The sequence below is a fragment of the Oleiagrimonas citrea genome (assembly GCF_012395255.1).
GTDB classification, from domain to species: domain Bacteria; phylum Pseudomonadota; class Gammaproteobacteria; order Xanthomonadales; family Rhodanobacteraceae; genus Oleiagrimonas; species Oleiagrimonas citrea.
The window spans coordinates 482,843-497,391 of record NZ_JAAZQD010000001.1; the positions used below are offsets into that span (position 1 = coordinate 482,843).

Here is a 14,549-nt window from a genome sequence, read left to right on the forward strand (position 1 = left end):
GACGCGCACGATCAGCCGCGTCGCCACTCCGTGACCAGGCGCTGCACCAGATCCGCGGCGGGCATCGCCCGCGCACGAGCGGCACCCTGACCGGCCCAGCGCACGACAAAATCATCGATGCCTCGGGCACGCGCGGCCGCGTTGAGTCGCTTGGTGCCATCGTACGTGACCGGATAATCGGGGACCGTCGCATGGCCCGACGCCTCGCCGTGCCGCACCAGCCGATTGACGAAACCACGCGCGGGCCGGCCGGACAGGACCGAAGTCATGCGCGTCTCGCGCCCTTGTGCATCCAGCAGCGCAGAGCGATACGCCGCGTCGGCGGCCGACTCCGGACACGCGACGAATGCCGTACCCAACTGCACGCCCGAAGCACCTTTCTCCAGCATCGCCCGGATATCGTGACCGTCCATGAGACCACCGGCGGCGATCACCGGAATCTTAAGCTCACGCACCAGAAGTTCCACCAGTTCGGCCGTGGACTGCTCCATATCCCGTGCCTGCAGATCGAACACGCCGCGGTGACCACCCGCCTCGAAGCCCTGCGCCACCACGGCGTCGATACCGGCCTGTTCGATCCGATGCGCTTCGTCGAGACAGGTCGCCGTTGCCAGTGTGCGGACGCCAGCCCGGCGCAGAGACGCCAGGAAGGCGTCATCGGGCAATCCGAAATGGAAGCTGACCACGGCGGGTCGCTGTTCCAGCAGCAGGGCCTGCACATCCTGTGCCTGCAGGAACGTCGTGTAGATTTCCTCCAGCGCGGCCGGCGGTTCGGCATCGGCCTCGGCGAACAGCGGCGCGAGATACGCCAGCCACGCCCGTTCAATCTCGGGATCGCGCCGCGCCGGAGCATGGCAGAACACATTGATGTTGAACGGTCGACTCGTGAGCGCGCGCACTGCCTCGATCTGCGCCTGCGCCTTCACACACGAACTGGCGCCGATGCCCAATGAACCCAGTGCCCCGGCATCGCTCACGGCTGCGGCCAGTTGCGGCGTCGTCACGCCCGCCATCGGCGCCTGGATGATGGGGTATTCGATCCCCAGCAGGCGCGTCACGCGCTCGTAGGCATGCATCGTCATTCCTTCTTCGACAAACGATTGCGTCGTGCGCGTCGGCCCGGGCGTCGCGTCACGAACGTGCCGGATGCCTTCGTCCCCACATCCACGGCGCATCATTCCAGCGCGCACGTCGAACGGCTCTCAGAACACGAACGGCACCAACGTATAGGTGCGCCGACGATAATCGCGATAGTCGTCGCCAAACGTCTCGATCATCCAGCGCTCTTCCAGACGCAGTTTGTACACGAAGCCCGCGAGCACGATGACGACCGCTACGACGCCGCGCCACTGATCCATCGCCAGCGCCGATCCCAGAAATGCGAACAGAAGACCCGTGTAGATCGGATGCCGCACGAAACGGTACGGACCGCTGCGCACCAGTTCGTGACCAACCTTGACCTGCACCGACGCGCTCCAGTTGCGCCCGATGTACAGGCGCGCCCAGACCGCGAAAGCCAGACCGGCCCAGGTCAGCGCCAGTCCCACCGTATAGAACAGGTGCCGATACGGCACGACTGCACCTTCGAGCACATGGCCGACGAGGTGATGCGCGCTCAACAGCACCGCAGCAATCATCAGCGGCAACATGTGCAGCGACCAGGAACCCGAGCTCTCGTGGCGGCGGGTGCGCTTGGACCAGGCCCACAGCAGCAGCCAGATCAACAACCAGGCAATCCAGGACAAAATGAAGGGATTCATGACGAGCCTCCTGCAATGAATGCAGGAAGTGTCACACCCGCCGCCGCACGCCCCCAGTGACGCCTGTCATCCATCGCGCATGCGCGAGGCTAGTCCGCGTGTCGTTCGCGCAATCGATCGATGACATCGGCCAGCCCCAGATTGCGTGCCCGCAACAGCACCAGCAGGTGATACACCAGATCCGCGGCCTCGCCGACCAGGGCATCATCATCTTCGGCCACGGCGGCCAGTGCGGTCTCGACGCCTTCCTCGCCGACCTTCTGCGCAATGCGACGCGTCCCGGCGTCGAACAGTCGCGTGGTGTAGCTGTCCGCGGGCAGCTCCGCATGACGACGACGCACCAGATTGTCGAGCCGACCCAGAAAAGCCAATTCGGGATCACTGGCGTCGCCGAAGCAGCTCTCGGTTCCCTGATGGCAGGTCGGTCCATGCGGAGTCGCGCGCACCAGCAACGTGTCGTGGTCGCAATCGGCGTCGACGGCCTTCAGTTCGAGCACATTCCCCGAACTCTCGCCCTTGGTCCACAAACGCTGCTTGCTGCGGCTGTAGAACGTCACGCGACCGGTCTTCAGCGTGGCCTCGAGCGCCTCGCGATTCATGTAGCCGAGCATCAGCACACGACCGTCACGCCAATGCTGCACGATGGCCGGAAGCAGGCCATCGCCTTTGTTCCAGTCCAGCTGATCGGGGTCGAACGGAATGGGGGCGGCTGCATTCATCGGCATGTACCGGGCTGTCGCGTTGCTTGGAGTGTAATCGGGTTGCGCACTGTCGCCATCCTGCCATCGCTCGATGCGCCAGGAAATGGAAGGATCGGGCGGTGTGAACCGGCCTCTGCAGATCGAGTCATCCTCGTCTCCCGGATTCGCGCACCGGCACGCCCTGCTCGGCCAGCTGACGCTTGAGGTCGGGAATGGCGATGTCGCCGGCGTGGAAGACGCTGGCCGCCAAGGCCGCATCGACGCCTGCCTCGCGGAAGACCTCGACGAAGTGCCGCACTGCCCCCGCGCCGCCCGACGCCACCAGCGGCACCGAGCAGATCTCGCGCACACGCGCCAGCTGCTCGATGTCGTAGCCGTCACGCACGCCATCGCTGCCCATGCAGTTCAGGACAATCTCGCCCGCGCCGCGCTGCTGTGCCTCGCGCACCCAGTCCAGCGTGTCGCGCGGCAGGGCGCGCGTGCGATCGGGATCGCCGCTGTACTGCCGCACACGCCAGCAGCCGTCCTCGTCGCGCAGACTGTCAATGCCGACCACCACGCACTGCACGCCGAAGGCCACGGACAGCTCGTCGATCAGGTCCGGCCGTTCCAGCGCTGGAGAGTTCACCGACACTTTGTCGGCGCCGGCGTAGAGCACTTCGCGTGCGTCGCCCACGCTGCGAATGCCTCCGGCGACGCAGAACGGGATGTCCAGTACGCGCGCCACGCGTTCGACCCAGTCACGGTCCACACGGCGCCCCTCGGGACTGGCGGTGATGTCGTAGAACACCAGCTCGTCGGCGCCCGCATCGCGATAGCGCAGCGCGAGTTCGACGATGCCGCCCATCACCACGTGATCGCGAAAACGCACGCCCTTGACCACCTGGCCATCACGCACGTCGAGACAGGGAATGATGCGACGGGTCAGCACAACAGCGCCTCGCCCAACGTGAAACGGCCTTCGAGCAGCGCGCGACCGAGCACGATGCCGGCCGCGCCCGCTTCGCGCGCCGCGCGCACGTCGTCGATGGCGCGCGCACCGCCGGACACCTGTGTCTGCAGGGTCGGCGCGATGTGGCGAAGATGCTTGAACAGCGAAAGGTTGGGACCGGACATCGTGCCATCGCGATCGATGTCCGTGCACAGCAGATGCCGCGCCCCGGCCGCTGCAAAATGCGGAGCCAGCTCGTCCAGTGTCGCGTCCTCGTCCTTCTCCCAGCCGGCGCTGGGCAGACGCCAGGAGCCGTCGCGCCAGCGCGTATCCAGGGCCAGCGTCAAGCGCTCGCTGCCGAAGCGCTCCAGCCAGCCGATCACGCGTTGCGGATCGCGCACTGCCACACTTCCGACCACCACGCGCGTGACGCCGGCGTCGAACAGGCGCCGCACGTCGTCCTCGCCGCGCACGCCGCCACCGGCCTGCACCTTCAGGCCCGCATGCGCCAGTGCGGTCAGCGTCGAAAGGTTCGTGGGCTGTCCGTTGCGCGCGCCGTCCAAGTCGACTACGTGCAGCCACTTGGCACCCTCCCCGGCGTATTCATGCGCCAGTTGCAGCGGCTCGATGGCGTACTCCGTCTGCCGCGCGTAATCGCCCTGATACAGACGCACCACACGGCCCTCACGAAGATCAATGGCGGGATAGACTGTGAAGTTCATAGCGAAAGAAAATTCTCCAGCAAGCGTGCGCCGACGTCCGCCGAGCGCTCGGGATGGAATTGCATGCCACAGAAATTGTTCTTGCGGACCACCGCCGCGAACGGCGAACCATGTTCGCTCGACGCCAGTACGTGCGGGCCCGTTGCTGCTGCATAACTATGCACGAAGTAGGCGAAGTCGCCTTCCTCGACGCCGCGCAACAACACATCATCGCGTTCGAGATGCAGTCGGTTCCAGCCCATGTGCGGAACGCGAAGATCGGCATCGCGCGGAAAGTGCCGCACCACGCCCGGCACCACCCCCAGACACGCCGTGTCGCCTTCCTCGGAATGCTCGAACAGCAGCTGCATACCCAGACAGACACCGAGCACGGGCTGCTCGAGTTCGCGGACGACCCGATCCAGGCCGTTCATGCGCAGCCGTGCCATGCCCGGCGCCGCCGCGCCGACACCCGGCAAGATCACATGACTGGCAGCTCGGATGCGCATGGGATCGCCGCTCATCGCCGCATCCACCCCAAGGCGCTGCAGGGCATACTGCACCGAACCGATATTGGTGCCGCCGGCATCGATCAGGACCACGTCGGCCATCACAGCGCTCCCTTGGTGCTGGGCAATGCATCGCCCTCGCGACGCACCGCCTGACGCAGGGTACGCGCCACGGCCTTGAAGCAGCCTTCGACCATGTGGTGCGCGTTCTCGCCGCGCACGTTCAAATGCAGGTTCGCGCCGAGGGTCTCGCAGAATGAGCGGAAGAAGTGCGGGACCATCTCGGTCGACAATTCACCGACCTTCTCGCGCGGGAAGCAGCCATCGAATTCGAACCATGGCCGACCGGACAGGTCCAGCGCGGCGCTGGCCAGCGTCTCGTCCATCGGCAGCGTGAAGCCGTAGCGGCCGATGCCCCGCTTGTCGCCCAGCGCTTCGCGTAGTGCCTGCCCCAGCGCCAGTGCGCTGTCTTCGACGGTGTGGTGCTCGTCGACGTGCAGGTCGCCTTCACAGGTCAGTGTCAGCGCGAAACCGCCATGCTTGCCGATCTGCTCGAGCATGTGGTCGAAATAGCCGATGCCGGTGGCAATCTTCGGCTCGGCTACCTCATCCAGATCGACGCGCACGCGAATGCGCGTCTCGCGCGTGTTGCGCGCCACCTCCGCCATGCGCGGCGCATCGCACAACGCATGCGCGACCGCCATCCAGTCCATGCCCTCGGGACCGACGCGGAACCCCTTCACGCCCAGGTTGGCGGCAAACTGCAGATCGGTTTCGCGGTCGCCGACCATCGCCGAAACACGCCGGCTCCAGCTGTCGTCAGCCAGGTAGTGGCGCACCATGCCGGTACCCGGCTTGCGCGTGTCCAGACCGTCCTGCGGGAAGCTGCGATCGACCAGCACTTCGCGGAAGCGGATGCCCTGCGAAGCGAGCAACCGCATCAGCAGATCGTGCGGCCCGTCGAAATCGGCCTGGGGAAAGCTCGCTGTGCCGAGTCCGTCCTGATTGGTGACCATGACCAGCTCGTAGCCCGCCGACACGCAACGGCGCAACGCCGGAATCACGTCGGGCAGCAGCGCCAGCTTCTCGAAGCGGTCGATCTGTTCGTCGGCCGGCTCCTCGATCAGACAGCCATCGCGATCGACGAAGAGGATCTTGCGGCTCATGCGGCCTCCGCGCAGCGGTTGAGGGCATCAAGCAGGCGGGCGTTCTCCTCCGGCGTGCCGATGGAGAAACGCAGACAGCCGGCCAGACCCGGATAGCGACCAACGTCGCGGACCACGATCCCCTGCGCCAACAGTGCGCGGTACACGCCCTGCGCGTCGTCCAGGGACACGGTGAGGAAATTGGCGCGCGAAGGATGTACCGCGCGCACGCCGGGTACCTTCAGCAGGATCGTCGCCATGCGCTCGCGCTCGGCAATGGTGGTCGCGATGCGTTCGCGCGTCTGTATCCGCCCGGCCTCGTCCAGTGCCGCCATCGCCGCCTGCACACACGGCGTGGGCAACGGATACGGCGGCATGATCCGGCGCAGCAACGCGATCACCTCTGCGTCGGCCAGCAGCGCGCCGATGCGCGCGCCAGCCAGCGCCCAGGCTTTCGACAGCGTGCGCAGCACACCCAGATTGGCATGCTGTGCGAGCAGCGCCGAAGTGCTCTCGGCCTCGGCGAATTCGATGTAGGCCTCGTCGACGATGACCAGCGCGCGACCGTCCAGCGCCGACGCCAGCCGCGCGATATCCACCTGCGGTACCAGGCCGCCGGTCGGATTGTTCGGCGAACACACGAACAGCAGCTTCACCGCCGGCGAGAGTCCGGCCAGCACGGCATCGACGTCGAGTCCGAAGTCCGTATCGAGCGGCAGGGTCTCCACCGCCGCGCCCTGCACGCCGGCGCACACCGCGTACATGCCGAACGTCGGCGGACTGACCGCGATGGCGTCCACGCCTGGTCGGCAGAACGCGCGCACCAGCAGGTCGATGGCCTCGTCGCTGCCGCGGCCGACCAGCAGCTGATCCGGACGCACGCCGTACAGCTCCGCCAGGCGCTCGCGCAGCGCCACGGGCTGCGGATCGGGATAACGGTTCAGGCCCTGCCCGTCGTCGCCCGCCGGCGGCCACGGCGATTCGTTGGCGTTGAGCATGATGGACGCGCCTTGCGCCTCCATCCGCGCCGAGGAATACGGGGTCAGCGCGCGCACTTCCGGTCGCGCCAAATCGAGCACGCTCATGCCGTCGCCTCCAGTTCGGCCAGCCGCAAGCGCACGGCCTGCGCGTGGGCCTCCAGGCCTTCGGCCTCGGCCAGCGTCAGCGCGCACGCGCCGATGCCGCGCAAGCCGTCGCCGGACAACTCCTGCACCGTGATCTGCTTCTGGAAACTGGCCACCGACACGCCGCTCCAGGCACGCGCATGACCGTAGGTCGGCAGCACGTGATTGGTGCCGCTGCAGTAGTCGCCGACCGACTCCGGCGACCACGCGCCGAGGAAGATCGAACCGGCGCTGTCGATCTGTGTGAGCAGCGCACGCGGGTCGGACACATTGAGAATGAGATGTTCCGGCGCGTAGGCGTTACTGACCTTGGCTGCCTGCGCCAGAGACTCGACGCGGATGACACGACTGGCGGACAGCGCCTTGCGCGCGGTGTCCGCACGCGGCAACTGCGCCACCTGGCGTTCGACCTCGGCCACCACGGCGTCGGCCTGTTCGCGAGCATCGGTCAGCAGCAGGACCTGCGAATCCGGTCCGTGTTCGGCCTGCGACAGCAGGTCCGCCGCGACGAAGCGCGGATCGGCCTTGGCGTCAGCAATCACCAGCACTTCGGACGGCCCCGCCGGCATGTCGATGGCCGGCCCGCCGGGCGCAGCGCTGACCTGCTGCTTGGCTTCGGTCACCCAGCCGTTGCCGGGGCCGAACAGCTTGTCGCAGCGCGGCACGCTCTCGGTGCCCAGCGCCATCGCCGCGACCGCCTGCGCGCCGCCGAGACGGAACACGCGTTCGATGCCGCACAGCCGCGCCGCGTACAGCACGGCCGGGTCGACGCTGCCGTCGGCACGCGGCGGCGTACACAGCACGACCTCGCGGCAACCGGCCAGCTGCGCCGGCACGCCCAGCATCAACGCTGTCGAAGGCAGCGGTGCCGTGCCGGCCGGCACGTACAGGCCGACCCGCGTCACCGGTCGCAGCACCCGCTCGCAGAGCACACCGGGCGCCGTCTCGACACGCACCGGCTGCGGTGCGGCGGCGCGGTGAAAGGTCTCGATGCGCGTACGCGCGTCGGCGATGGCCTTTTTCAGCGTCGCATCGAGCAACGCTTCCGCGGCATCGAATGCTTCGCCCGGCACGGCCAGGGCATCCAACTCGCAGCCGTCCAGCTGCGCGGTCAGCCGTTTCAGCGCCGCATCGCCCTCCTGTCCGACCTGCGCGATGATCCGCGCCACGGCCTGCGCGCGCTCGACGTTCTGCGTCTGCGCCGGGCGTTCCAGCAGCGCGTTGCGGGTCGCTGCGTCGAGTGCGTTCCAGTCGACGATGTTCATGCCAGCATCATCTCCACCGGCAGCACCAGCATGCCCTGCGCGCCGGCGCGCTTCATGGCTTCCAGATCCTGCCAGCTGACGTTGCCGCTGCACACACACTGCAGGGCGATGTCGTCCGGGCGGCCCTCGATCGGGGTCACCGTCGGCAACGGCCGGCCCGGCAGCAAATCCACGATGGCGGATAAGGCGGCGCGCGGCGCCTTCAGCATCAGAAGGCGCGACTCGCGCACGTTGAGCACACCATCCAGACGGCGCAGCAGCAGTTCGATCAGATCGCCGCGCTCGTCGCGCGGCATCTCCGCGGCACCGGCCAGCACGGCCTCGCTCTGCATGATGACAGCGGTCTCGCGCAGCTGATTGGCCGCCAGTGTCGCGCCGCTGGAAACCAGATCGCAGATCAGGTCAGCGGTGCCCAGCCGCGGCGCGATCTCGACCGAACCGGACAGCGTGACGATCTGCGCATCGACTTCGTTGCGGCGTAGCCAGTCGGCGAGCTGGTTCGGATAGGTGGTGGCGATGCGCTTTCCGGCCAGCTGCTGCGGACCCGTCCACGCCTCGTCCTGCGGCAGCGCGATGGACAGGCGGCAACCACCGAAGCCCAGTGCACGCAGTTCGCGGTACGACCGCTCCCCCGGCGTCGCCAGTGCGGCTTCGTCGAGCACATTGCGGCCGACCACGCCGAGATCGCACACGCCGTCGGCGATCAGGCCGGGGATGTCGTCGTCACGGACCAGCAGCAGATCCACGGCCATGTTCTCGCCGAAGCAGAACAGCTTGTCGCGACTGCTGCGGAACTTCAGCCCGCAGCGGCTCAGCAGGTCACGGGACGGATCGCCGAGGCGACCGGATTTCTGCACGGCGATGCGCAGTCGATCTCGCGGCATCATGCGCGAACTCCTTGGGAAGACGAGGCGCGCTTGGTGCTGCGCGCCGAGGCGGCGGCGAGGTAGCCGCCATTGCCCTGATTGATGAAACGCGCAACGCGGCCAATGGTGGTGATGCTCACCGCCGTGCGTTCGTGGATGTCGCGGTAGGTGCGCCCTTCCAGCACCAGCGGCACCACACTCCAGCGATCGGTCAGCGCCTCCAGCTCGGCCGGCGTGCACAGATCGCGCAGGAAGGCGCGCATCTCTTCCACCGTCTCCAGCGACAGCAGCGCCTTGCACAGGCCGGTCTCGACCTTCTTGCGCGACAGCTTCGGTTCCAGGTTGCGACGTTTCATAATGTATTAACGCGTTATCACATTGTGTGATGCGCATTCTAGAGACGACCGATAAGCAACGCAAGCACTCGTCTGAACGGTATCGCAAGGTCCGTTCATCCACAGCGGATGTGGACAGCGGTGTACAGGGCTGTGGACAAGTGCCCCGATGCGCTTTGCGAACAAGCACATGCACCTCGTTGCTCAATTCGTGACCAACGGCATCCGTGCCACGCGCGTTTCATGGTGAACACTTCGCGGGTCAAAAAAGCACTGCCCGCGCCATTCATCCACAGTCGATGTGGACAGGGCTGTATAAGGCTGTGGACAACTGCACCGATGCGCTTTTCGAACAGGCACATACACCTCGCTGATCAATCCGTAACCAGCAACATGCATGACATCCGCTCCCTACCATGATCCTCGAAATGCGCCCGGACGATGGCGCATGACGCGTTCATCCACAGCCGGTGTGGACAGCGATGTACAGGGCTGTGGACAAGTGGTCCGATGCGCTTTGCGAACAAGCACATGCACCTCGCTGATCAATCCATGACCAGACGCGCCATCGCGGTGCTCGGCTACACTCGGAGCATTCCGACTGACTGCCCACGCATGCACCGTCATCGCCTGACCGGCTTCCTTGCACGCAGCTTTGGCCTGCTCGCCACCGAGTTGCGCGCGCTGCATTGGCGCGGTCCGCGCGCCCTGCTCGCGGCGCAGACGGTCGCCTCGGTCCTGCTCGCCGTCACGCTGGCGGACGGACTCCGCCTGACCGATCGCTGGTGGGTCGCGATCAGCGCCTACGTGGTGATGCGCGCCGACTGGACGACCTCCTGGCGGCGCGGCGTGCAGCGCATGGTCGGCACCGTTGGCGGTGCGGCCGCCTGCCTGCTGCTTGTCCATGCCTCACGCGGATCGGTGTCCGGCACGGCGCTCCTGCTCGCCCTGATCACCGGCGTCGGTGTCTACATGGCGCTGGGAAGCACGCGCAGCTACGGCTGGCTGCTGGCCACGATTACGGCGTGCCTGATCCTGGCCGAGGCGACTTCGACACAGACGTTATGGGGCGCGGCCCTGCTGCGCGTGGCCGATGTCGCCGTCGGCACGGCGGCCTGCATCCTGATCGCCGGACTGGTGCACCTGCTTCGTCCGTACTGGAACCTGCCCCGACTGGATGCAGCGCAGGAGGAGTCTCCGCCTCTCGACCCACGCACGCGAAAAGCGCGACTGCGGCGCATATGGCAGGCGCTTCCGGCGGCGCTCAGCATTGGCATGCTGACCGCGGTGCATGCGCTGTATCCGATGCCGGCCTTCCCGCAGATGCTGGTGACCATCGTGGTGCTGCCGATGATCCCGCTACGCACGCTGCTGCAGCGTGACTTCGGCGAGGCCGCCGTTGGTCTGCGCATGGCCAACCGACTGCTGGGCTGCCTGCTCGCCGCCGTGCTCGCCTTCGCACTGCTGCCCTGGGCGGGCGGTCATCCGGCGCTGTTCCTGCCCGCACTGGCGGTCGGTGTCTGGTTGGCTTCGCACATTCACAGCGGGCACGAAGACACCCGCTACGTCGGCCTGCAATTCGGCATCGCCTTTCTGATGGTATTCGTGCAGGACCATGCCTGGACCGGCGAACTGCGCCCCGCACTCATGCGTCTGGCCGGCATTCTCGGCGGCGTGCTGATGCTCGCCGTGCTACGGCTCGCGCTGGCACGGCTGCGCAGACTGTGGCTGACGCATCGCTGATACGTTTTCCACAGTGCTTGTGCGCAGCCCTGGGAAAAGCCTGTGGACAACCCGCATTTTCCCTTTGCGATCAGGGCGCCGCAGCACCCTGCGCAAAGTTTGACCAGGCGGCGTCAGTCCAGCAGTTCACCCGACGCGACCAGAGCGCACACGCGTTGCACGTCGCCGTCCATGGGACGGTCGCTGCGCAGGAAATCGATCTTGCGGCGCAGGCGTTCCAGCACGCGACGCACCGCCACACCGGCATGGAATTCGCCGGCTTCGGCCAGCGCCTTCATCAGACCACGCACTTCCTCGACGAACTGCGCGTGCTGCGGATGATCCTCGCGCGGCGCGCCGGCGATCTTGGCCGCAAGCAGTTCCCAGTCGCCCTGCCCAGCCAACTCACGCGCGGCGTTGAGCATGTCCTGGCGGTACTCCAGCGCCTGTGCGGCGGTGTACAGCTCCAGCGCCAGGGCATGACCAAGGTCCTCGGTCATCTCCAGCACGTGCCGCGCCTCGTTGGCACCCATCGACACATGGTCCTCGGCGTTGGCGCTGGTCGGCACCGAATACACCGACGCCGGATGCGCGCGCGTGGCGAGATCGTTGACCAGCGCGGCGGCGGTGTACTGCACGATCATGAAACCGGAATCGGTGGCGTCCTCGTTGCCGGTCAGGAACGCCGGCAGGCCGTCGTTGTTGGCCGGGTCGACCAGCTTGTTCAGACGCCGCTCGGAGATCGACGCCAGCACCGGAATCGCCGCCTTCACGTAACTCATGGCCAGCGCCAGCGGCATGCCGTGGAAGTGGCCGGCGGAGATCACCTGATCCTCGATGTAGCGCGGGTTCTCGGCATCCGGGAACACCAGCGGATTGTCGGTGACGGCGTTGAGTTCGATGTCGATCACGCGGCAGGCCTGATCCACGGCATCACGCACCGCGCCGTGCACCTGCGGGATGCAGCGCAGGCAGTAGGCGTCCTGCGGCTGATGCTTCTTGCCGCCCTTGAACGGCAGGAAGCGGTTGTAGAAGGCCTCGCGTCCGTGACGCTGGTTGGCCGGCACCCAATCCCAGTACAGGTCGAAACGATGCGCCTGCGCCTCGTGCGTGTTCCAAGCGTCCACCGTCCAGGCCCGGAACTTCGGCACCAGGTGATAGGGAATGTCGACCAGCGTCGACTCGGCCAGCAGCGCGCGCATGCGCTGCGCGGTCTCGACCTGCCCCGGATGCGGACGCAGCGCGTGCACTTCCTCGCGCAGCGCGCCGCTGCGGCCGGCGAAGGCGTCCAGCGACATCGCCGCGGCCACGTCGGCGGTTTCCAGCAACTGCTGCATCTTCTCCAGCGCCAGCACGGCGGTGGCCAGCATCTGCGTGGTGCCGTTGTTCAGCGCCAGGCCTTCCTTGAAGGACAGACGAATCGGCTCCAGTCCGACCTTCGCCAGCGCCTCGGCGCCGGGCATGCGCTCGCCGTCGACGAAGGCCTCGCCGCCGCCCAGCAGCACGATGGCGAGGTGCGAGAGCGGCGCCAGATCGCCGGACGCGCCGACCGACCCCTTCTGCGGAATCACCGGAATCACGCCGCGATTGAGCAGCGCCGCCAGCGCCTGCAGCGTCTGCACGCGGATGCCCGAGTGACCGCGCATCAGTGTGTTGATGCGGATCACCAGCATCGCCCGCACCACCTCGACCGCGAATGGCGCGCCCACGCAGACCGCGTGGGTGACGATGAGGTTGTGCTGCAACTCCTCCATCAACGTGCCTTCCGGCGCGTCGGGATGGCCGCCGGGCAGCTCGTCACGGGCACGGTGCGCGCCCAGCAGGCGGTCGGCGTTGCTGCCGAAGCCGGTGGTGACGCCGTAGATCGGCTCGCCGCAATCCACCTTCTCGGCAAGGAAGTCGGCGGTGCGCTGCACGCGCTGCAGCTGGGTTTCGTCGAGGGTGACGCCCGCGCCCGCCGCGACCTGCGCGACCTGTGCGCGGGTCAGGCTGACGCCATCGAGATGAATCGTGTTCGCGCTCATGTCCGCACTCCGTCGCCGATGCTCAGTCGCGCGCCACCGGCATCACCGCGGCCTGTTCCAGCTCCACGCGCAGCGCCTTGATCAGCTCCTCGCGCGGGACCTCGAACTGGTCGTTGCGGCGCATGTCCTTGACCGTGACGGTGCCCTTGGTCAGCTCCTCGTCGCCCAGCACCAGCACGAAGCGGATGCCGGCGCGGTCGGCGTACTTGAACTGTTTGCCGAGCTTGCCGCCTTCCATCACCGTCTCGGTGGCGATACCGCCGGCGCGCAGTTCACCGGCCAGCGCCAGGTACTCGGGCAGGTGCGCCTCGTCCATCTGCGTGACCAGCGCCTGCACCGTGCTGTCGGCGGTGGCAATCAGGCCGGCTTCGCGCAACTGCCAGAACAGGCGCGTGGCGCCGATGGAAATGCCCACGCCCGGCAGGTGCGACTTGGTGTATTGGCCGGCCAGATTGTCGTAACGCCCGCCCGAGCAGATCGAACCGATCTCCGGGTGCTCGTCCAGCGTGGTCTCGTAGACCATGCCGGTGTAATAGTCGAGACCGCGCGCGATCGACAGGTTCAGCGCGAAGCGGTTCTCCGGCACGCCGAGATCGCGCACCATGGTCAGCACCTGCTTCAGCTCGTCGCGGCCCTGCTCGAAGGTCTCGCTGCCCGAACCCAACGCGTCCAGCTTGGCCACCGCATCGGCCAGCGAGGTCGAGCGCACCTGCACGAATTCAAGAATCTTCGCGACCACGTCCTCGGCCAGACCGAAGCCTTCGCCGGTCAGGGTCGCGCGCACGGCCTCGGCGCCGCGCTTGTCCAGCTTGTCGACCTCGCGCAGCACCAGCATCTGCTGCTCGCCATCGGCGATGCCCAGCCCCTCGAAGAAGCCGCGCATCAGCTTGCGGTGGTTGAGCTGGATGGTGAACGGACCGATCGCCAGCTCGCGGAACACGCTATGGATAACGGCCGGAATCTCGGCATCGTAGCGGATCGACAGGTGATCCTTGCCGATCACGTCGATGTCGCACTGGTAGAACTCGCGGAAACGACCACGCTGGGCGCGCTCGCCGCGGTATACGCGCTGGATCTGGTAGCGGCGGAACGGGAAGCTCAGCTCGCGCTCGTGTTCGGCGACGTAGCGCGCCAGCGGCACGGTGAGATCGAAGCGCAGCGCCAGTTCGGGCTGACCATCTTTCTCCAGCGCGCCGGTGGACTGCACGAAGTAGACTTGTCGCTCGGTCTCGCCGCCGGACTTGGTCAGCAGCACCTTGCTGAACTCCATCACCGGCGTCTCGATGGGCAGGAAGCCGAAGAGTCGATAGTTGCGGGCGATGACGTCCAGCATGCGCTGGAAGGCGATCTGTTCGCGCGGCAGCAATTCGAGCACGCCGGGCATGGTTCGGGCCTGGGTCTGCGCCATGGAATCCTCTTTTCTCGAGCAACGGAGACGGTTGGGCAAACCAGCGCGCAGGCGTGCG

14 protein-coding genes are annotated in these 14,549 nt (G+C 66.9%); 1 reads left to right on the plus strand and 13 read right to left on the minus strand.

What is annotated here, in order from left to right; all coding sequences use genetic code 11:
• Positions 1–11: 11 nt before the first annotated feature.
• From HF690_RS02050 to HF690_RS02100, 11 genes are all read right to left on the minus strand, one after another.
• Positions 12–1,076: an NAD(P)H-dependent flavin oxidoreductase gene (locus HF690_RS02050; RefSeq protein ID WP_168608274.1), complete on the minus strand. Its 1,065-nt coding sequence runs from the start codon at positions 1,074–1,076 to the stop codon at positions 12–14.
• A gap of 126 nt (positions 1,077–1,202) precedes the next feature.
• Positions 1,203–1,760 carry a methyltransferase family protein gene (locus HF690_RS02055; protein ID WP_168608275.1) on the minus strand — a complete coding sequence of 186 codons (558 nt, stop codon included), beginning with the start codon at positions 1,758–1,760 and terminating at the stop codon, positions 1,203–1,205.
• A gap of 89 nt (positions 1,761–1,849) precedes the next feature.
• Positions 1,850–2,479, minus strand: coding sequence for a bifunctional phosphoribosyl-AMP cyclohydrolase/phosphoribosyl-ATP diphosphatase HisIE (gene hisIE / locus HF690_RS02060; protein ID WP_168608276.1), 630 nt, complete (start codon positions 2,477–2,479; stop codon positions 1,850–1,852).
• A gap of 127 nt (positions 2,480–2,606) precedes the next feature.
• A complete protein-coding gene (gene hisF, locus HF690_RS02065; RefSeq protein ID WP_168608277.1) occupies positions 2,607–3,392 on the minus strand; it encodes an imidazole glycerol phosphate synthase subunit HisF in 786 nt (261 codons plus the stop codon).
• Entirely contained in the window at positions 3,386–4,114 is a 729-nt protein-coding gene (gene hisA, locus HF690_RS02070) for a 1-(5-phosphoribosyl)-5-[(5-phosphoribosylamino)methylideneamino]imidazole-4-carboxamide isomerase (RefSeq protein WP_168608278.1), read from the minus strand. The genes hisF and hisA overlap by 7 nt, the downstream gene beginning before the upstream one ends.
• Complete coding sequence (gene hisH, locus HF690_RS02075; protein ID WP_168608279.1) at positions 4,111–4,704, minus strand: imidazole glycerol phosphate synthase subunit HisH; 594 nt, start codon at positions 4,702–4,704, stop codon at positions 4,111–4,113. Before hisH ends, hisA begins: the two co-directional genes overlap by 4 nt.
• Positions 4,704–5,768 (minus strand): bifunctional histidinol-phosphatase/imidazoleglycerol-phosphate dehydratase HisB, encoded by a 1,065-nt coding sequence (gene hisB / locus HF690_RS02080; protein WP_168608280.1) that lies wholly within the window; start codon positions 5,766–5,768, stop codon positions 4,704–4,706. The genes hisH and hisB overlap by 1 nt, the downstream gene beginning before the upstream one ends.
• Complete coding sequence (gene hisC / locus HF690_RS02085; protein ID WP_168608281.1) at positions 5,765–6,832, minus strand: histidinol-phosphate transaminase; 1,068 nt, start codon at positions 6,830–6,832, stop codon at positions 5,765–5,767. The genes hisB and hisC overlap by 4 nt, the downstream gene beginning before the upstream one ends.
• Positions 6,829–8,136 (minus strand): histidinol dehydrogenase, encoded by a 1,308-nt coding sequence (hisD, locus tag HF690_RS02090; protein ID WP_168608282.1) that lies wholly within the window; start codon positions 8,134–8,136, stop codon positions 6,829–6,831. Before hisD ends, hisC begins: the two co-directional genes overlap by 4 nt.
• Complete coding sequence (gene hisG / locus HF690_RS02095) at positions 8,133–9,023, minus strand: ATP phosphoribosyltransferase (RefSeq protein ID WP_113065845.1); 891 nt, start codon at positions 9,021–9,023, stop codon at positions 8,133–8,135. The genes hisD and hisG overlap by 4 nt, the downstream gene beginning before the upstream one ends.
• Complete coding sequence (locus tag HF690_RS02100) at positions 9,020–9,358, minus strand: YerC/YecD family TrpR-related protein (protein ID WP_113065844.1); 339 nt, start codon at positions 9,356–9,358, stop codon at positions 9,020–9,022. Before HF690_RS02100 ends, hisG begins: the two co-directional genes overlap by 4 nt.
• A gap of 531 nt (positions 9,359–9,889) precedes the next feature.
• On the opposite strand from HF690_RS02100, the gene HF690_RS02105 reads away from it, so the two are divergent.
• Entirely contained in the window at positions 9,890–11,080 is a 1,191-nt protein-coding gene (locus tag HF690_RS02105; RefSeq protein ID WP_168608283.1) for an FUSC family protein, read from the plus strand.
• Positions 11,081–11,193: 113 nt separating this feature from the next.
• Here HF690_RS02105 and HF690_RS02110 read toward each other — a convergent pair whose 3' ends face one another.
• A complete protein-coding gene (locus HF690_RS02110; RefSeq protein ID WP_168608284.1) occupies positions 11,194–13,083 on the minus strand; it encodes an HAL/PAL/TAL family ammonia-lyase in 1,890 nt (629 codons plus the stop codon).
• A gap of 22 nt (positions 13,084–13,105) precedes the next feature.
• Positions 13,106–14,491: a histidine--tRNA ligase gene (gene hisS / locus HF690_RS02115; RefSeq protein ID WP_168608285.1), complete on the minus strand. Its 1,386-nt coding sequence runs from the start codon at positions 14,489–14,491 to the stop codon at positions 13,106–13,108.
• Positions 14,492–14,549 lie beyond the last annotated feature (58 nt).